The sequence below is a fragment of the Thermofilum pendens Hrk 5 genome (assembly GCF_000015225.1).
Lineage (GTDB): Archaea > Thermoproteota > Thermoprotei > Thermofilales > Thermofilaceae > Thermofilum > Thermofilum pendens.
Genome location: NC_008698.1, coordinates 454,593 through 471,545, shown reverse-complemented (window position 1 = coordinate 471,545; position 16,953 = coordinate 454,593). Strand labels below are relative to the sequence as shown.

Annotated in this window: 19 protein-coding genes, 3 tRNA genes and 1 pseudogene; 12 read left to right on the top strand and 11 right to left on the bottom strand. The window is 53.0% G+C overall.

Annotated elements, in window-relative coordinates:
* Positions 1-149 precede the first annotated feature (149 nt).
* On the top strand, positions 150-848 hold the full coding sequence (pyrH, locus tag TPEN_RS02690) for a UMP kinase (protein WP_011752189.1): 699 nt from the start codon (positions 150-152) through the stop codon (positions 846-848).
* Here pyrH and sucD read toward each other — a convergent pair.
* Entirely contained in the window at positions 835-1,719 is an 885-nt protein-coding gene (sucD, locus tag TPEN_RS02685; RefSeq protein ID WP_011752188.1) for a succinate--CoA ligase subunit alpha, read from the bottom strand. The genes pyrH and sucD overlap by 14 nt on opposite strands.
* Positions 1,720-1,733: 14 nt before the next feature.
* Complete coding sequence (locus TPEN_RS02680; protein WP_219729829.1) at positions 1,734-2,831, bottom strand: succinate--CoA ligase subunit beta; 1,098 nt, start codon at positions 2,829-2,831, stop codon at positions 1,734-1,736.
* Positions 2,832-3,049: 218 nt separating this feature from the next.
* Here TPEN_RS02680 and TPEN_RS02675 point away from each other — a divergent pair, with 218 nt between their 5' ends.
* Both TPEN_RS02675 and TPEN_RS02670 read left to right on the top strand, forming a co-directional pair.
* Entirely contained in the window at positions 3,050-3,496 is a 447-nt protein-coding gene (locus tag TPEN_RS02675; RefSeq protein WP_011752186.1) for a 30S ribosomal protein S15, read from the top strand.
* A 33-nt stretch (positions 3,497-3,529) separates the two neighbouring features.
* Entirely contained in the window at positions 3,530-4,927 is a 1,398-nt protein-coding gene (locus TPEN_RS02670) for a DHH family phosphoesterase (protein WP_011752185.1), read from the top strand.
* A 25-nt stretch (positions 4,928-4,952) separates the two neighbouring features.
* Here the strand turns inward: TPEN_RS02670 and TPEN_RS02665 are convergent, their stop codons facing one another.
* The 3 genes from TPEN_RS02665 to TPEN_RS02655 form a co-directional block, all read right to left on the bottom strand.
* The gene (locus tag TPEN_RS02665; RefSeq protein WP_011752184.1) at positions 4,953-5,678 is read right to left on the bottom strand and encodes a serine protein kinase RIO; all 726 of its coding nucleotides are present in this window, start codon (positions 5,676-5,678) and stop codon (positions 4,953-4,955) included.
* A 12-nt stretch (positions 5,679-5,690) separates the two neighbouring features.
* Complete coding sequence (locus TPEN_RS02660; protein ID WP_011752183.1) at positions 5,691-6,284, bottom strand: KH domain-containing protein; 594 nt, start codon at positions 6,282-6,284, stop codon at positions 5,691-5,693.
* Between the two features lie 113 nt (positions 6,285-6,397).
* Positions 6,398-6,485 (bottom strand) — tRNA-Leu (locus tag TPEN_RS02655).
* Positions 6,486-6,544: 59 nt separating this feature from the next.
* Between TPEN_RS02655 and TPEN_RS02650 the strand changes: the two genes are divergently transcribed.
* A complete protein-coding gene (locus tag TPEN_RS02650; RefSeq protein ID WP_011752182.1) occupies positions 6,545-7,438 on the top strand; it encodes a methyltransferase domain-containing protein in 894 nt (297 codons plus the stop codon).
* A 98-nt stretch (positions 7,439-7,536) separates the two neighbouring features.
* On the opposite strand, the gene TPEN_RS02645 is transcribed toward TPEN_RS02650, so the two are convergent.
* From TPEN_RS02645 to TPEN_RS09715, 3 genes are all read right to left on the bottom strand, one after another.
* The gene (locus TPEN_RS02645; protein WP_011752181.1) at positions 7,537-7,725 is read right to left on the bottom strand and encodes a TFIIB-type zinc ribbon-containing protein; all 189 of its coding nucleotides are present in this window, start codon (positions 7,723-7,725) and stop codon (positions 7,537-7,539) included.
* A gap of 23 nt (positions 7,726-7,748) precedes the next feature.
* Complete coding sequence (gene speB / locus TPEN_RS02640) at positions 7,749-8,678, bottom strand: agmatinase (RefSeq protein WP_011752180.1); 930 nt, start codon at positions 8,676-8,678, stop codon at positions 7,749-7,751.
* Between the two features lie 67 nt (positions 8,679-8,745).
* Positions 8,746-8,875: transfer RNA gene (locus TPEN_RS09715), tRNA-Val, on the bottom strand.
* A 31-nt stretch (positions 8,876-8,906) separates the two neighbouring features.
* On the opposite strand from TPEN_RS09715, the pseudogene TPEN_RS10165 reads away from it, so the two are divergent.
* A pseudogene (locus TPEN_RS10165) lies at positions 8,907-9,059 on the top strand (ROK family protein); the annotation flags it as partial.
* A 58-nt stretch (positions 9,060-9,117) separates the two neighbouring features.
* Here TPEN_RS10165 and TPEN_RS02630 read toward each other — a convergent pair.
* Positions 9,118-9,327: a hypothetical protein gene (locus TPEN_RS02630; protein WP_011752179.1), complete on the bottom strand. Its 210-nt coding sequence runs from the start codon at positions 9,325-9,327 to the stop codon at positions 9,118-9,120.
* A gap of 62 nt (positions 9,328-9,389) precedes the next feature.
* Between TPEN_RS02630 and TPEN_RS02625 the strand changes: the two genes are divergently transcribed.
* Complete coding sequence (locus TPEN_RS02625) at positions 9,390-10,808, top strand: hypothetical protein (protein WP_011752178.1); 1,419 nt, start codon at positions 9,390-9,392, stop codon at positions 10,806-10,808.
* A 149-nt stretch (positions 10,809-10,957) separates the two neighbouring features.
* Here TPEN_RS02625 and TPEN_RS02620 read toward each other — a convergent pair.
* A tRNA-Gln gene (locus TPEN_RS02620) sits at positions 10,958-11,034 on the bottom strand.
* 152 nt (positions 11,035-11,186) lie between these two features.
* On the opposite strand from TPEN_RS02620, the gene yciH reads away from it, so the two are divergent.
* The 5 genes from yciH (at position 11,187) to dnaG (ending at position 16,230) form a co-directional block, all read left to right on the top strand.
* The gene (gene yciH, locus TPEN_RS02615; protein WP_052885379.1) at positions 11,187-11,474 is read left to right on the top strand and encodes a stress response translation initiation inhibitor YciH; all 288 of its coding nucleotides are present in this window, start codon (positions 11,187-11,189) and stop codon (positions 11,472-11,474) included.
* A gap of 51 nt (positions 11,475-11,525) precedes the next feature.
* Positions 11,526-11,984 (top strand): Hsp20/alpha crystallin family protein, encoded by a 459-nt coding sequence (locus TPEN_RS02610; RefSeq protein ID WP_011752176.1) that lies wholly within the window; start codon positions 11,526-11,528, stop codon positions 11,982-11,984.
* Between the two features lie 8 nt (positions 11,985-11,992).
* On the top strand, positions 11,993-13,198 hold the full coding sequence (locus TPEN_RS02605) for an FprA family A-type flavoprotein (protein ID WP_011752175.1): 1,206 nt from the start codon (positions 11,993-11,995) through the stop codon (positions 13,196-13,198).
* Between the two features lie 202 nt (positions 13,199-13,400).
* Entirely contained in the window at positions 13,401-14,696 is a 1,296-nt protein-coding gene (locus tag TPEN_RS02600) for a signal recognition particle receptor subunit alpha (RefSeq protein WP_011752174.1), read from the top strand.
* Between the two features lie 253 nt (positions 14,697-14,949).
* Positions 14,950-16,230, top strand: a complete 1,281-nt coding sequence (gene dnaG, locus TPEN_RS02595; RefSeq protein WP_011752173.1) for a DNA primase DnaG — start codon at positions 14,950-14,952, stop codon at positions 16,228-16,230.
* Between the two features lie 180 nt (positions 16,231-16,410).
* Here dnaG and TPEN_RS02590 read toward each other — a convergent pair whose 3' ends face one another.
* Positions 16,411-16,644, bottom strand: coding sequence for a hypothetical protein (locus tag TPEN_RS02590; RefSeq protein WP_219729828.1), 234 nt, complete (start codon positions 16,642-16,644; stop codon positions 16,411-16,413).
* Between the two features lie 106 nt (positions 16,645-16,750).
* On the opposite strand from TPEN_RS02590, the gene TPEN_RS09705 reads away from it, so the two are divergent.
* Complete coding sequence (locus tag TPEN_RS09705; protein WP_011752172.1) at positions 16,751-16,942, top strand: 50S ribosomal protein L24e; 192 nt, start codon at positions 16,751-16,753, stop codon at positions 16,940-16,942.
* Positions 16,943-16,953: the final 11 nt, after the last annotated feature.

The following is a 16,953-nucleotide window of genomic DNA, read 5'->3' as shown; positions in this document are numbered from 1 at the left end:
CGCGCAGATACCTCTCATGCGTCTTTTATTTCTACTGCTTTTAGCATTTTCTATAGTTCTTTACAACCTAACTCCACGCATATGCCTGCGCAGGCGCGCGAAGCGAAGTGATATAAGGATGTAGGAGTACGGCTTTCTGTGGAGGAGTTATGGGTGAGGCTGCACTCGCAGTGGTTAAGCTTGGGGGGTCGCTACTGTTCGAAGATGAAGGGTCGCTTAAGGAAGGTTATGTTAGGGGGTTTCTCCGGGAGCTACGCGAGTACCTAGCGGAGTCTAACGGGAGAGTCGTAGTAGTAGTGGGGGGAGGGCGCTATGCGAGGAACTACATCCAGCTCGGAAGAAGGTTGGGTGTGAACGAGGGCGTATTAGACTACCTGGGAATACTGGTTTCAAGGCTTAACGCGGCAACAATGTACGCTGCTTTCTACAACTCTCCGCCCCTCATACCTGAGACTTTGCTCGATGTCCACAAGCTTCTCGCAAGCGGGTTGAGAGTGGTTTTCATGGGGGGACTACAGCCAGGGCAGTCTACGACAACTACCGCAGCTCTAGTTGCGGAGTCTCTTAATGGATCGCTAATCATAGCCACGGACGTCGAGGGCATATACACGGATGACCCTAAGCGCAACCCCGCGGCTACCCTAATGGAAAGGGTCTCGGTTGAAGAGCTTAGAAGAATGTTTCAGCGGGAACAAGTAGCGGGAGAGTATAGGATGATAGATGTTCTCTCGCTGAACGTTATTCAAAGAAGTAAGGTGAAGGTTTTTGTACTCAAAGGAGACCCTCCGGGAAACATCTTTAGAGCTCTAAGAGGGGAGAGGGTCGCCGGGACTTTTATCGAGGCGTAGACAGTACACGCGCCACGATCTCCGCGATCTCCCTTAGGCTCTGGGCGACGTAGATACCGCTTCTTCTCAGCGCGTTAACCTTACTTTCGTAGGAACCTTCCGAGCCGAAGACTATCGCGCCGGCATGCCCCATTTTGCGTCCAGGCGGGGCGGATTTACCAGCTATGAACGCTACAACGGGTTTTTTCGAGGAGAGCTTAGCGTAGTACTCCGCGAATCTCTCTTCTTTTGTCCCGCCTATCTCGCCGACGAGAACCACGAGCCTTGTTTCATCGTCGCGCGCGAATAACTCGTAGACATCTTCGAAGGATAGGCCGGTGACGGGGTCTCCTCCTATCCCAACAGCTGTGGATACGCCGAAACCGCTAGCGAGAAGCCTCAGGGAAACCTCGTACGTGAGCGTTCCACTTCGCGAGACTACACCCACGTTACCCGGCTTAAAGTACTCCCCGGGCATTATACCCACCTTGGACTTTCCAGGCGATATCACGCCGGGCGTGTTTGGGCCTATGATTACCGCCTGCTTGCTCAGCGCATACCTCACGAATTCTATGGTCTCGTGAACGGGTATGTGCTCCGTTATGACGACCACCTTCTTTATACCGGCGTCGAGAGCCTCGTAAACGGCGTCGGGCGCATAGGGGGCGGGGACGAATACTATAGAGGTATTTATCTCCGGGTGCTTATCCACTGCCTCCGCCACCGTGTTGTAAACGGGTACGCCGACTATCGTGGAGCCACCTTTTCCCGGGGTTACACCGGCAACAATCCGCGTTCCGTAGCGTAGCATTTGCTCGGTATGGAGCATTCCCTGCTTGCCGGTGATCCCCTGTACGAGCACGCGGGTTTTCTCGTCTACGAGTATAGCCATGGGCACCACTCACCTCAGCCTAACAAGCTCGCTACAGCTTCTTCCAGGCTATCAAACGCGCTTAGACCCGCCTCTCTCAGTATCCTCCTGCCCTCGTCCTCCATGAAACCGGAAAGCCTCACGGCTACTTTCACGCTACTCGGTTTAGCGGACGACAAGGCTTGTACTACTCCTCTGGCCACCTCGTCGCACCGGGTTATCCCTCCCAAGATGTTCAGGAGGATCTTCGAAATGTTCTGCTGTTTCAGTACGAGTAGGAGGGCCTCCCTGACTCTCTCGGCGTCAGCTCCCCCGCCCAAGTCTAGGAAAAGCCCTGGCCTTGCACCCGCCTCGAGAACGGCGTCAAGCGTAGCCATGGTCAGCCCGGCGCCATTGCCCACCACGGCAGTGTCTCCGTCGAGCTTCACGACGGAGAACCCCTTCTGGAATGCCGAGAGGCTAAGCTCGTCGAGCTCCGAGAAGTAGCGCGCGAAGATCCCCGTCAGGGAGCTTTTCCTAGAGGCATCATCATCTATGACTCCCTTCCTGTCGAGAGCCAGTACCCCATCCTCGGTTAGCGCTAGAGGGTTTACCTCGAGCAAGGTGAAGTTGTACTCTCTGAATATCTGCCAAAGGCTTCTCAAAATCTTCTCTATGTGCTCCTGCGGCACACCGAGATAACCCGCAACCGTTCTAACCATGTAGTCCCGCAACCCCTCAAAGGGGTCTATGAATATTTTCAGCAATCCTCCAGGAGTTTTCGAAAGTTCTTCGACGTCAACACCACCGTGCTTGGATGCCAGCAGTAGGAACCCCGGAGGGTTAGAGGAAACCATAAAGGACAGGTACATTTCCCTGAGTATCCTCTTTCTCTCAGACACCAGCACGTACCTTATCTTCTCTCCGTTAAACTCTCGAAGGAAGAATTCCTGCGCAACCTTCAAAGCCTCCTCGGGGTTCTCGGCGCTTTTCACTAACCCCGCCTTCCCTCTACCCCATCCGCGAACCTGCGCTTTAACAATCAAAGGTGTTCTCAGGCCCTTTATGCATCCCAAGGAATCCTTCAAAGCTTCGTGAGTTAGCAGGCAGGACTTCTCGACGGGAACTTGGAACTTCTCGAAAATATCTTTCACTTCAAACTCGTAAGGAATCATCGCTATCAACCTTGTTTTTCAGTTTAAATATTTTTAGCGCAAGGCGAAACATATACGGTACTGTGTCAAGCCTCTAGAATATCTACTTTGCAACGTGGCTACGAGAACGGTTAGGAACCCGTGACTGAAGACCGATAGCACGCGCGCGACGCGCAAGGTTTAAATGACGTTTGACTGAGTTAGGAAAGGGGGCTGTAATGAGAAAAAGTAAGGAGAAGGGTAGATCTGGCTCCACGAGGCCGCCACAGCTCAAGAAGCCCGAATGGGTGAAAATGAGACCCGAAGAAGTAGAAGAGCTCGTCGTGTCACTCTACAGGAAGGGTTATCCACCATCAATGATTGGAGTCATTCTACGCGACCAGTACGGAATCCCCATGGTCAAAGCTGTTACCGGCAAAAGCGTTCTTCAAATACTCAGGGAACGAGGGCTTGCACCCGAAATTCCCGAAGACCTCATGAACTTAATGAAGAGGGCTATTCGCGTAAGGAAACACCTCGAGGAGCACCCCAAGGACTACCACTCCAAGAGAGGACTCCAGTTGATCGAGAGCAAGATCCACAGGCTTGTCAAGTACTACAAGAGAGAGGGTATACTGCCGCCGGACTGGAAGTACGAACCATCGAAAATCGCACTCTACACGTAGAGTCCCAGCTCTTAAATTGCTGGTGTCCCCGGGTTGGCTAGAATCGAGGAGCTAACGTCCTCTTTTGCCGAATTCATGTCCAAGTTGTTGGAGAGCAGGGAGTGGGTGCTCGTAGTTTCTCACTACGATGCCGACGGCTTATCCTCTCTGTCGCTCATGCTGTACTTTTTGTGGAGCCACGGGGTACCCTTCCACGCCAGGCTCGTGGAGCAAGTGGATCCCAGAACTCTCGAAGAGCTCCCGCTAGGAGAGTACGACTACGCTATCTTCCTTGACCTCGGGAGCGGCTACAAACACCTCATAGAGAGGTACGCGGAGGGCAAAAACATCCTGCTGATCGACCACCATGTGCCCTCTTCTCCTAAGGGCGAGGAATGTTGCGTAGAGATAAACCCTTACAGGGTCGGGCTCAACGGGTCAGAGGAGGCTAGCGCTTCGACACTCACATACCTTTTGCTACGGTCGCTCGACGAGAAAGTGGAGAAGATGGTTCACGTGGCACTGGTAGGAGCTTTGGGTGACAGGCTAGACTTGGGACCCCGTTATTCTTTTAAAGGGTTAAACGAGCGGGTACTGAGGGAAGCTCTCGACAGGAAAGTCGTTGAGGCGTCCCTAGGGCTAAGGTTCTTCGGAGGTCCCAAGAGGCCCTTGGTGAAGGCCATTGCGAGGACAACCGACCCCTTCTTACCCGGGCTCACGGGCAACGAGACTGCGTGCTACAATTTCCTGAAGAAAATAGGCATAGAGCCCAAGGCCGGTGAAGAGCTTAGAACGGTGGGGTCTCTGAGCAGCGAGGAAGTGAAGAAGCTGGCCACGGAGCTAGTGAAGTACATGCTGTCCGCCGGGCTATCCGTCAAGGATGCACAGAAGATAATTGGCTACAACTACTACCTTGCAAGCGAAAAACCGGAAAGCCCACTCAGAGACCTCAGAGAGTATGCCTACATTCTAAACGCGCTTGGACGCATGGAAAACTACGAGGTCGCCGTAGCCATAAACCTCGGAGGTAGAGGAAGTCTGCTCGCCATAGCCGAGGACGTGTCCAACAATTACAGGAAGACTCTCGCGCGGCTCATAGAGAGCGTTCTAAGCGGCGACAGTGAAAAGGTCAAAGTATACGAGGGCAGGATTTCCGTCATAATCGAGGTCAGGGACGCAAACCCCAAGCTCACGGGACCTCTTTCGAGCATACTCGCGTCACTACTCTCCCAGAAGTTCAGGGACAAGAAGCTACTAGGGGTCGCGGCACCCCTCTCGAAGGAGGATAGCACGCTGAAAATCTCCTTCCGAAGGCTAACCGAAGAGGTAGACATAGGCAGAACACTACAAGACATCGCGGCGAAGATAGGGATAGAAGGCGGAGGACACCCGGCCGCAGGCGGAGCCGTCGTGAGCAGGGATAAGCTCAAAGCTCTCCTAGAACACCTGTAGTGCTCTTATGCAACCTTGAGCACGGCTACCTCATCTGCGAACGTATATGTTCGAAGAATTCTTCGGGTCTCCCGGTATCTACTCCAAGCTCTCTGAAAAACCTGTAGACATTTCTTATATCGTTGAGTAAGAATTCCTCGGCGTTCGGATGGGAAGACAGCACAGCGGAACCCCAGTCTATTATCACTAGACGATCGTCCTCGACGAGTATATTGTACTCGCTGAGATCGGCGTGCACCAACCCGGCCTCTAGAACCATTCTCTCGATGTACGATTGCAGCTCTCTAAAGGCCTCGTAGGGCCTGCTTGGAGGAGAGTCTTTTAGGAGCGGCGCCGGGACACCATCTCTACCTATAAACTCCATCACGAGAATATTTTCGTACACCGCGATAGGCTTAGGACAAGGAATGCCGAACTGGCTAGCCCTCCTAAGGTTGCGGTACTCCTTACGTGCCCAAGCGTATATCAGCTCCCTTCCCCTCAGGCTTGCCCCCTCGAAGCGGGGGTCTCCCAAGATGTACTTCAACCTTCCACGACGGAACTCCGCGGTAACAATGAGGTATATCTTGACCGCGAGGTCTCTCCCATCTCTATCCTTACCCCAGTATACCCTGGCCTCCTTTCCCGTGGACACGGTTCCATAGAGCTTTGCCAGTACTCCTCGATTCATCAAGTGGAGAACGGCGAGCACGGTTCTCTGATCGAAGACGTCTTCGAGAACCTCGCGTACGGACGAGTCTTTTTCAGCCAAGTGTGTTCGCCCTCACATTCCCTGCATTCGCTCCCATAGCTGGGTCCTCCTGCGCTTAAGCTCGAAGCTCATCCTTTCGAGAAACTTCATAACGCTCTGGTGGCTCTGACCGGCGATTAGCCTTTCGAGTGCTTCCTTTACGACCTTGTTTTGCTCGAAGTCTCCGATAATACCCACGGCTTTCTCGCCTATAACGATCCTAGCCCCAGTCATGTCTTCGAGGGTCTTTTTAAAGCGCCCCTCTGTTCCTATAATTCTAGCCTTAATTCTCGAGAGATCCTCGCGACGCTTGGAAACCTCGGACAGGTCGATAACCTCTAGGTCGTAAGCATCGTCCCCCAGCAGCAACGCGTCGTCGACCGTAAAGCCTATCGATATTGCTTCCAGGGCTTTTTTAGCCCTGAAAACGTTGTAAGGGGTTGCACCCTCGCCAGGCTCAACGTACACGACTCCGGTCGCAGAGTCCACGTCCAGCTTTACGTTAAAGGTTTCCTCCAATCGACGTTTATTGGACCCATCTTTCCCTATAATGTAGCCTATCCTTGACTGCTCAACCGGTACTGGGAGCTTCCCGCGAGGGCTTACACCCTGCCCCTCCTCAGGCATAGAGACTCTAATAATCAACGCCGCCGTACACTTATCTCTTACTGCGTTGCAGTGCTCGATTCGAGGATGAAAAGCGGAAAGACCGGGCCCAGTTCTTGAATTGCTGGGGAGAATGGTGCGGGGGCCGGGATTCGAACCCGGGCAGGCCAACGCCAGCGGAGCCTCAGTCCGCCCCCTTTGACCTAGCTCGGGCACCCCCGCCCGCGCGTCTCCGCGCGTATATTCACTGCTGAAACCGAGTTAATAAGCTTTTTCCGCTGATGCCTGTACAGTTAAACGTGGACACATTTGCGTTCAGGAGGAGGAAGGGGTTTGTACTCTCACCGGTCTCTGCGGTAAAGGTCTTAGAGTCGCCTACAGGTGAATTTGAGCTCCCAGTAGACATAGGGCTAGGTATTGCCCGCGCAGTTAAAACCGTGTCAGAAGTCTCTCTAAACCTGGAGGGTGCGACGCATAGGTTGACGTTAGGCATCCTGGAGAGGCTCGCGGGCTCGGATAAGCTGTTATACGTTGGACCCGAGGGAGTGTACTTCGTCGAGGTACGAGATGAAAAGGGCTACTACAAGTTGAAGTATCTCGGGGAGAGGGTAGCCCCCACGCTTGAAATCAACGGTGTGCATATGCACAACATCACGGGTATAGACCCGCTGAGCGATGCTGAGAGAAAAGTGAGGATGCTCGGCGTAGCCAGGGGGGAGAAAGTGCTGGACGTGTGTACGGGTCTCGGCTACACGGCTATACGCGCACTGGAGAGAGGAGCGGAAGTGGTTTCTATAGAGAAAGACCCGAACGTGCTGTATATTGCTGAGCATAACCCGTTCTCGGAAAAGCTTTCGCGAGCAAGTATACTCTTGGGAGACGCCTTTGACGTGGTCGGAGAGCTTCCCGAGGAGTATTTCGACAAAGTGCTCCACGACCCGCCGGTGTTCGCCTTCGCTGGGCACCTCTACAGCGCAGAATTCTACACGAGGCTTTGGAGAGTCTTGAAAAAAGGAGGAAGGGTTTTCCACTACACGGGTGCTCCGGGAAAGCACCGAGGGGTAAACATCCAGAGGGGCGTAGTTGAGAGGCTTAGACGCGCGGGGTTCCGTATAGTCAGGGTAATCAAGGATTACGGGGTAATAGCGGAGAAACCGCGGCGTAGCCCATATTAACGCGCGCTCAGAGGGGTTCGACTCGTCACCTTTCAAGATCTCGCAAGGCTCATCACAGCTAAGCTCTAGTTTGACCCCTAGGTTATATAAGTCGCGCGCTAAAGTGCCTTGACTCTTTTGGGTACGGGTAGCCGTACCTTTTCGACTATTCTAAAACCGCAGTATGGACACCGTACACCAGGTAGTCTCTCCTGCTCTTCCTTAGTGAAGACTTGGCCGCATCTAAGGCACCTGTACGTCTTTAGGGAGTAGTCAGCCTCGACCACGTGGGCTACATTTCTAGCCATGTTAATAAATCTCGCGCGCGGCTTTAACCGTTTAAGAAGTGTTTAGAAGTTCGCGTGCAGGCGCCTATCTTCCTAGCCTCGTACATGGCTGCGAGTGCTTCGAGTAGTATTTTCGCGGCAACCCTTGACGTCAAGTTGTTAACATCCACTAGCGGGTTAACCTCTACTACGTCTATTCCTAGGAGTTTTTCTGAGCCGAGAACCGCCGCGCGTAGGGAGTCAACGAGCTCCCTGGGAGCGAGGCCGATAGGTTCAGGAGTACCCGTCCCGGGGGCATACGCGGGGTCCAATGCATCGATATCGATAGATACGTATACCGTCCTGTGCTCCTTTACCCAGCTTTCTACCTCTTCCCGGGTGTTTAGAACGGCGAGCTTCCTGGGCGATTGACGCATGAATTCGTACTCTTCGCTGCTCCATCCGCGCGGCTTGTAGTACGCGATGTATACGTTTTTCGTTTGTTCGATTAACCGGCGGAAGACCGTAGCATGGCTGTACCTGCACTTGACGGGGTATTCGTCTCGAAGATCTAGGTGGGCATCGAAGACGAGCACGCCTAGTTCGTCCACGTTGCCTGCTGCTTCAACGAGGACGGGGAAGGACGAGAAATGGTCCCCACCGAGCATGATGAGCCCTTTCCCGGACGACAAGACTTCCCTGGCGACTCCGCCCAGGATATCTATCAAGGCTTCTACGCTGGTTAATACGGGTAGGTCTCCAGCATCGTTGACGGCGAGGCGCTCTACATCTATTTGCAAGTCGGGAAGAAAGGTTTCGAGCTCTACCGAGACTTCACGTATTCTTTGAGGCGCAAACCTTTGTCCGGGTACACCGGTCGCCGTTGAGTCAAAAGGAGCACCCACGACGACGTAAGCACTCTCTTCAAAGCTACACTCGTTTCCGAAGAGCTTTGGAGACACACTCCGCGAGTAAAGCTCCAATGCTCCATACATACGCATTACCCCAAGCTCTGTTACAACGTTTTAAATGAATAGCGCCGATCTCTAGCGCGCAGAAAATTGGTGGGCCCGCCGGGATTCGAACCCGGGACCACCGCCGCTCCCAGGGTCAACCCCCGGCCTCAACCTTGTAAGGGCGGCTTCAGTCGTGTGCACGTGCACACGAATCCTAACCACTAGACTACGGGCCCTGCTAGTCTTTTCTAAGAGTACCCAAGGGTAATAAACCTTGCGGGCGACGCAGTGACGGCGGCGGTTGGGGAGAAGTACTGGGGCGCGGGGAGGGGGTTGGAGAACCTGGTCTACGTCACTATAAGCACGGGAATAGGCGCTGGGATCTACGTCGACGGGGAGCTCCTCCTCGGCAAGCACGGGAACGCACAGGAGAACTGCGGCATGCCCAACGTGAAGAAAGAGAGGGGGGAGAAAAAAGTTAAATCAACCCGAGCTTCCTCAGCTCCTCGGCCTCCTCTTCCAGCTCTCTTGCTAGCTCTTCGTCCTCCTCGACCCTCGCTGGGGCGCTTCCCACGGAGGCTAGAAACTCCTCGATCGCGTCCAACGCCTCGACGAGCCTAGCCTTGTAGAGCCCGTCCCCCTTAAGAGTGCTCGCCAGTAGCCTCGACAACGCGCCTATCGTCTGCACGATAACCCTCGAGCACGCCCTCGCAGAGCGCCTCTTTCCACTATTTAAGGGAGGGGTTAATTATGGTTGGAGAGAAGATGATGGGGTATGAGGGGGTCGAGGGAGAGGTTAGGGAGGAGACGTGGAGGAGGGCGGCTTTAAGCCTCTACTCGACCGAGGTCGAGGATAAGAGGAAGGGCAGGGTACACTACCGCGGCCTCTACGATACGGTGTCTGGGATTAACTGGGACTTTACGCGCTTCCTGGTGAACGGCTACAGCGTAGTGCCGGACGAAGTCTACTCCAGGTTCTACAGGTTCATCGACTATGACTTGAGGAAGTATCTCTTGCTGAACGACGACGAGAAGCCGAGAGAGGGAAGCGCGGTGACGGAGCTCAGAGGAAGGCTACAGGCAATAGTCGACGCCGGCGCCGACGGTCTTAGAGCTGAGAAGAAGGGTAAAGTCTGGCATGTATACATACCTGGAGAGAACTGGCACGTCATCGCACACAAGCCTACATATGACTGGATCGTACACGTCCCATTGGAGGGCTTCTGGACCGAGGCTAGTTTCCCGGAGGTTCTCGCGAGGACATCGCCAGACGTGCTTAGAAGCCTGCAGAAAGGGTGGGTCTTAACGGATGTGACACCCCCTCATGGGCGTATCAGCGACGTGCGCTTCGCCACGACGCAACCGTGGCAACTCCCCAGTACGCTCGCGGCTTTTCCAAGCGACCACGTTGACGTAGGTGTCACGGCAGGAGTCCTCGGCAGTACCAGGATGAGCATTGAGTGGCGCGCAAACGTCTACGGCTACGCGGATGAGCTAGGCTGGGCTTCAAGGCTTATCGGCGAGGTTAAACGTGTAGAGTTCCGCAGGTTGGTTGAGGAGTGCAGGGCGCTCAACGGCGACTCGGTGGCACTGGCGACCGCTTTCCTAGGGGACGGCGAGCTCGAATACTTTCTAAGGCTTAGATGGCTCTACTTCAGGGTTGGACAGGAGCACATCTACTTACCGGCTGAGAGCGCCATAATCAACGCTAGGCTTGCCGTCGAGCTAGCACCAGAGTACACAAAGTTCGTATCACTGGTAACGAGATGCGCTAAGATCAAACACTTCCTCTTCGTCGGCTTCGGAGCACCGCAGAGGAGGGGCAGGAAAAACGGGCAAAGCCCTAGCCCATTCTACGCCGAGGTAGCGGGAGCTAGACTAGTCCTAGTCTACATCTCTACGAAGAACAATATCTACGCCCGTATAGCTGTGGACGGCGTGCCTCCAGGCTGGTACGGGCGCGCGCTGGAGGAAGGCTGGGACGTCCGGGTGGTTCGAATGGGGAGCAAGGAATACTACCAGGTTACACATTGCTCCCTGTTCGAGCACGCCCGCTACGACGCGGCTCTGCGAGAAACACTCCTCGCCTTCGCGAAGGCGAAAGCCGAGCAGTACCCCAAGGCGCAAAGCCTCGTAGAACGCCTCGAAAAGCTGGGGACAGGAGACTAAAGAGTAAGACCGGCAGGGAAAGGTGCCCGGCCCCCTCCTCCGCAATGCACGCTAAACTCGCGTAAAAGTAACGCGCGCTCCCCGGTTTGCGCGCGACCGTGGTTGTGGGAAAGATTGAGAGACTATGAGAATGTGGGTGTAGAATGCCGTGGTAGCCCGGCGGGGATTCGAACCCCGGATCTGCGGGGCCAGAGCCCGCCATGCTTGGCCGCTACACCACCGGGCTCTTGCATTATTACTGAAAAAGGTAAGCGCATTTAAACTTAATGCGCCTGACTTCGCGGGTATGCTACTGCCTTAGTCTTGGATGCATTCCACGCGCGCGACGAAATGTTTATAAACAGGCACGTTGAAGAATCCATTCAGACACGGGAGACAATGAGCGCGGAGCTATTAGATAACATATTAAAGGGAGTGTTCAAGGAGCAACAGCTGATCAAGATTCGCGTAGAGAAGCGCAAGGGTCACAGAGACGTTACCATTATAACGGGCCTCGATGTTAAAGATCCAGAGCTTCGAAGAATGGTCTCGGAGATGAAGGCAAAGTTTGCCTGCGGAGGTACAATAAAGGATGACCACGTAGAGCTACAGGGAGACCATAGGTACAAAGTTAAAGAGTTTCTAGTGCTCAACGGTTTTCCGGAGAGCAACATAGTCGTCGAGTAAAAATCTCCGAAAAGATTTTTTACTTGTATTAAGCATCATTAGGTGAGAAGCATGAGTGATGATACTGGTAAGGTTGCCGCTGAGCTGGCAGAAGCTATTGCTAGAATACAGAAAGAGCTGAACGATTCACTGAGGGAGATATGGGCGAAGCACTTCGCGTTATACCCGGACAAGCTTAGAATGCTGGATCCGCTCTACGATATAGAGGATAGGGGCGACTCCTTAGCTGTCTACGTGGATTTGCCGGGCTTCCGGAAAAACGAGATCAAGATAAGGGTTACCGAAGACTCTCTGGAAGTTTTCGCGGAGAAGAGCGAGGAAAGAGTTAAGGATGAGGATTCTAGGAAGTACATTCAAAGGCAAAGGCTTTACAAGCAGGTTTACAAGAAGATCTCGCTACCGGTTAAGGTGAGGCCCGAGCAGGCTCGTGCAAGGTTTGAGGACGGAGTGCTCGTGGTGCTTGTACCCAAGAGTGGCGCCGAGAAGGAAGTAGAAGTAAAGGTAGAGTAGTGAACGCTATGCCTAGAGTTTTTGTAGACAAGGTAGTAGACGATTTGTACGTACTCCGAGTTGACGACGACAGGACAAGGTTTTTCGAGGCGCTGTGGGAAATAGAAGAAGGCATTACGTACAACGCGTACCTCCTGTTAACCGGCGAGGGGGCAGTGGTCTTCGATGGGTGGAAGAAGTGGTTTTCTGAGCTATTCTTGGAGAAAATTAGGGAAATAGTGGACTATGGGGATATCAGGTATGTAGTTGTTCACCACGCTGAGCCGGATCACTCGGGCAGCGTGCCGGACGTTCTGCGGGTATCCGAGAAGGCAGTCGCACTGGGACACCCTATCGCCGGGAGGATGCTGTCCTCTTTTTACGGGGTTACCAGGTTCAGGCCCGTGAAGGACGGAGAGGAGTTAAAGGTGGGGGAGCGTAGCATTCACTTCGTGTACACCCCGTGGCTTCACTGGCCCGAAACAATAATGAGTTACCTTAGAGATGACGGCGTACTTCTGAGCTGCGACGCTTTCGGGTCGTACTCCGTTCCAGCTCTCTACGATGAGAGCGTTGAGAATTTCGAAAAACTGGCATGGTTCATCAAGAAGTACTATGTAACGGTGATCGGGCATTACTCTCCCCACGTATTGAAGGCCCTGGAAAAGCTCGGCAGTCTAGGGGTAAAGCCGCGCATCATTGCACCATCTCATGGTACGATCTTTAGGAGAAACGCCGAGAGAATACTGGACGAGTACCGACGTATAGCGCTCGGGGAGCCGGTTAAGGGTAAAGCAGTGGTCGTATACGTGTCAATGTATGGCTTCGTGGAACGTCTGGTAAGCCTGGCTATAGAAGAGCTTTCGCAGAGAGGCTTTGAGACAAGGGTTTACGCCTTCACGGATACCTCCAGGCCTAGAATCTCCGATATCCTGGGAGAACTCGCAGATGCTGAGTTGCTAGTACTCGGCGGAGCAACCTACGAGGCCGGGGTTCAACCGGTACTGGACTACGTGGTTCGGTTAATAGCGGAAAAGCTCGAATATAGGTCCGACAAGCTTGCCGTTCTGCTACTCTCAAGCTACGGTTGGGCCGGGACGGCGGGCAAGCTGGTAGCAGAGGCGCTTAAGGGGCATGGCTTCCAACGCGTAAGTAGCGTCGAAGTGCAAGGCTACGCCCCGGAGAACGTGAAGGAAAATCTGAAAAAGGCTCTGGACAGTCTTCTGTCTCTATGACCCACTTGTGGGTATCCGTAATTCTCACAAAGGCTGCGTAGCGCGCGAAGACAGCAGAGCCCAGTGTTCCATAGGGCTTTAGAAGGGCTGGGAGAGAAGCCTTGAAACGGAAAACAACGAAAGAAGGTGTCGTTTTCTTCCCTGTGAACGTGCACGCGCTAACCTTATTTCCAGGATAGTGTAAGCCTAAAGGAGAGCATGGATGGAAAGCCTAAAAGAGAGCTTGATGGGTGTTGTCTCGAGGATTAGGTCTTCGGTACTCCTTGACTCTAGAGAAGTGGACCTCGTTATAAGGGAGCTTCAAAGGGCTTTGCTGAAGGCTGACGTTGATGTAGGGCTTGTCTTAAGCGTTTCTGAGAGGATAAAGAAGAGGTTTTTCGAGGAGGAACAACCGCCGGGTTTCTCCAAGAAGGAGGTCTTGGTGAAAATACTGTACGAGGAGCTTGTCAACCTCCTGGGAGGCGAGGAGACTCCCGAGCTCAAAGTGTCTTCGACGCCTTTCAAGGTCATGTTTGTGGGGCTCGAGGGCTCTGGTAAAACTACCACTGTTGCCAAAGTCGCGAACTACTATAAGAGGAAAGGCTACAGGGTGGGTGTAGTAGCTGCTGATACGTATAGACCTGGGGCGTACGAACAGCTAAGATCGTTAGCTGAGAAGGTAGGCGTCCCCTTTTACGGAGACCCCCAGGAAAGAGATGCCGTGAGTCTAGCCTTGAGGGGCGTGAAAGTGCTATCAGACAAAGGTATACAGATGATCTTGATAGATACAGCCGGTAGACACAAGGATGAAGAAGCGCTCATGGAGGAGGTGAAAACCCTATACAGAGAGGTGAAACCCGATGCCGTGGTTCTCGTCGTTGACGCAACTCAGGGAAGCGCTGTGGCACGCCAAGCTAGAGCCTTCCAGGAAGCCATGCCGTTTGGCTACGTCATTGTGGCTAAAATGGATGGGTCTGCTAAGGGCGGAGGGGCTCTCTCGGCCGTAGCATCCTCTAAGGCTAGAGTAATCTTCATAGGTACGGGAGAGAAGATCGAGGATCTAGAGGAGTTCAACCCGAAGAAATTTGTAGCGAGACTTCTAGGAATGCCGGACTTAGAGGCGCTTCTACAGAGATTCTCAGAGTTCGCCAGGCTCGAAAAGGAGAGAGCTAGAGCTATAGCTTCTGGGAAGATAACATTGCTGGACCTTAAGGAACAACTCGAGGGGTTGAGGAAGATGGGACCTCTCTCAAAGATAGCCGAAATGATGGGGTTGCAGGTGAAAGTATCGGAGGAGGACCTTAACATCGATAAGTGGATAAACATAATGAATTCTATGACCATGGAGGAGTTGCTAAACCCGGAAATCATAGATTCCTCCAGGATGCGTAGAATCGCGAGAGGTTCCGGCGTTTCTCCAAGAGATGTAAAGCAGTTACTTGAAGCGTATAGAAACATGAAGAAAGTTATGAGGCAACTCTCTAGGTCGAGAATGAGGGGGTTGCCTAGGGGATTTTAAAGTATAACAATGTTTTGTTGCAGAATAAGCTCGTTTGAACATCGAGCGGATGCGAAAAAGTAAAAAGTGGGCCTTCTTAACGTTTTACAGAGCGGGGCGCGCCGTTGCCGCCAGCAGAGAGCGTCTCAAGCAAAAGGCGGTGTACCGCCGGTAGCCGTGAAAAGGCGTGTTGCCTGGCGGCTACAGCGTCCCGCGTCGTGTGTATGAAAGTTCATATACTGGTCTTGGTGTGTCAAGGTAAAGGTGTGCGAGGATGGGAGGTTTACCTGTCTCACCTAAGTACGTGATAAAGGCTAAGATGGAGATAAAAGGATCCGTCGAAAAACACGACATAATAGGGGCTATCTTTGGCCAGGCAGAAGGCTTGCTCGGATCAGAGCTCGACTTGAGGGAGCTTCAAAAGACCGGCAGAGTTGGACGCATAGAGGTGAACACCCGATCGCAGGATGGCACCCTAGTAGCCGAGATAGAGATACCGACGAACCTCGACATGGCTGAGACTGCTATCATCGCCGCTACGATCGAGAGCATTGACAAGGTGGGTCCTTACCCTGCAAAGACGGAGGTAGTCTCGATCGAGGATGTAAGGGCGGAGAAGAGGCAGAAGATAATTGAGCGGGCGGTTGAGCTTTACAAAAAGCTCCTGGAGAGCGTGCCGGAGTCCAGGGAGCTCGTCGAGGAGGTCTTAAGGCGTGTAAGGGTAGCAGAGATAGTGGAGTACGGAGAGGAAAAGCTGCCAGGAGGCCCCGAAGTTGAAACATCCGATACTGTAATCCTTGTGGAGGGGCGTGCCGACGTACAAAACCTTCTTAGACATGGATATAAGAACGTTATAGCGCTTGGAGGAGCTACCATACCTAAGAGCATCAAGAGTTTGGTGGAGAACAAGAAGGTTATACTTTTCGTTGACGGTGATCGGGGAGGAGAGCTCATAGCGAGAAACGTTATCAACGCGCTGAAAGTCGACTTTGTTGCAAGGGCTCCGCCGGGAAGGGAAGTCGAGGATCTAACTGCAAAGGAGATAGCGAGGGCGCTCCAGAATAAGATCCCGGTTGACGAGTTTCTGCAAGCTCTAGAAAGGGAGAAAAAGCAACAAAAAGAGGTAAAAGCAGAGATAGTAGTCCCCCCGGCAAAGCTGATAAAGTCTGCTACTAAAAAGAACCCGGAGATCGCGCAGGAAATCGTAGTACCAGCTGAGGTTTACGAGAAACTCGAAGAGCTTAAAGGTACGCTGGAAGCCGTTATCTACGATGAAAACTGGCAGGTCGTTGAAAAAGTTCCTGTAAGGGACCTTGTCAACAGGCTTAAGGAGGTTGAACGAGCGGCGCACGTAGTGCTCGACGGAATTATCACTCAGCGCTTAGTGGACGTTGCGTATACGAAGGGTCTTAAATCACTTATTGGAGTCAGGATAGGAGAGATAATAAGGAAGCCAGACAACATTGTGCTAGCAACCTTCAGTTCGGTGAAAAAGAGCGAGGAGAATATCCAGGAAAGTGTAAGCACTGGTGAGAGCGCTCAGACGAGCCCCTAGCTATAGCCAGGAGCCGCAGAGTTTTTCCCTGTTTTCTACAGGAAAAATACTTGCTCAGCATAGGTGCATGTCGTCACTAAATCTGCCCAGGTCAGTCTCTTCATCGCCTTGAATACAAAGAAGCAAGCATGTAAAAAACGTAGCGCCTTGCGCGCAAGGCACATTGAGAGAAAGATTTGCTTACTTCTCGCACTCTTCTCTGAACTTTTCACACGCTACTTCGTCGCCTCTCCCACATGACTCCCTCAATTCTCTGCACCACTCCGCGTGGAGATCAGGGTCGAAGTACTCGGGTTCTTCGAAGTCGGCCTCGTACTGCCTCATGGTATCGGCGAAGGAGAAGTCGAAAGGAACCGTGCTCCACGCCTCGGCTTTGTCGTCGCCTTTCCGCGCCTTGCCTTTTTTCTTCATCACTCCAAAAATTGCTCCGGTTTAAAACGCGCGTGCCTAGTGAGTAAAGCTCTGTGCGCGCGAAAATGTTTTTAACAGGATAGATACAAGATAGGCGGGGCGTGATAAAATGCCGAGAATAGTGTACTGCGCATTCTGCGGAAGCCCAATAAAGCCTGGAGAAGGCATCTCGTACGTAAAGAACGATGGCACCGTGCTTAGGTATTGTTCCTCTAAATGCTTTAAAAGCGCTATAAAGTACCACAGGGATCCCAGACGCCAGAAATGGGTTAGAAAGCAGGTTGCACACGGCAGTAGCTAGAGTGGACCTCG

Coding starts and splice junctions, on each gene's coding strand:
- TPEN_RS02650 (WP_011752182.1), top strand. CDS start 6,545: ATGCCTGTACAGTTAAACGTGGACACATTTGCGTTCAGGAGGAGGAAG.
- TPEN_RS02610 (WP_011752176.1), top strand. CDS start 11,526: ATGAGTGATGATACTGGTAAGGTTGCCGCTGAGCTGGCAGAAGCTATT.
- TPEN_RS02625 (WP_011752178.1), top strand. CDS start 9,390: ATGGTTGGAGAGAAGATGATGGGGTATGAGGGGGTCGAGGGAGAGGTT.
- dnaG (WP_011752173.1), top strand. CDS start 14,950: ATGGGAGGTTTACCTGTCTCACCTAAGTACGTGATAAAGGCTAAGATG.
- TPEN_RS02645 (WP_011752181.1), bottom strand. CDS start 7,725: ATGGCTAGAAATGTAGCCCACGTGGTCGAGGCTGACTACTCCCTAAAG.
- pyrH (WP_011752189.1), top strand. CDS start 150: ATGGGTGAGGCTGCACTCGCAGTGGTTAAGCTTGGGGGGTCGCTACTG.
- TPEN_RS09705 (WP_011752172.1), top strand. CDS start 16,751: ATGCCGAGAATAGTGTACTGCGCATTCTGCGGAAGCCCAATAAAGCCT.
- TPEN_RS02605 (WP_011752175.1), top strand. CDS start 11,993: ATGCCTAGAGTTTTTGTAGACAAGGTAGTAGACGATTTGTACGTACTC.
- TPEN_RS02675 (WP_011752186.1), top strand. CDS start 3,050: ATGAGAAAAAGTAAGGAGAAGGGTAGATCTGGCTCCACGAGGCCGCCA.
- yciH (WP_052885379.1), top strand. CDS start 11,187: ATGAGCGCGGAGCTATTAGATAACATATTAAAGGGAGTGTTCAAGGAG.
- speB (WP_011752180.1), bottom strand. CDS start 8,678: ATGTATGGAGCATTGGAGCTTTACTCGCGGAGTGTGTCTCCAAAGCTC.
- TPEN_RS02600 (WP_011752174.1), top strand. CDS start 13,401: ATGGAAAGCCTAAAAGAGAGCTTGATGGGTGTTGTCTCGAGGATTAGG.
- sucD (WP_011752188.1), bottom strand. CDS start 1,719: ATGGCTATACTCGTAGACGAGAAAACCCGCGTGCTCGTACAGGGGATC.
- TPEN_RS02660 (WP_011752183.1), bottom strand. CDS start 6,284: ATGCCTGAGGAGGGGCAGGGTGTAAGCCCTCGCGGGAAGCTCCCAGTA.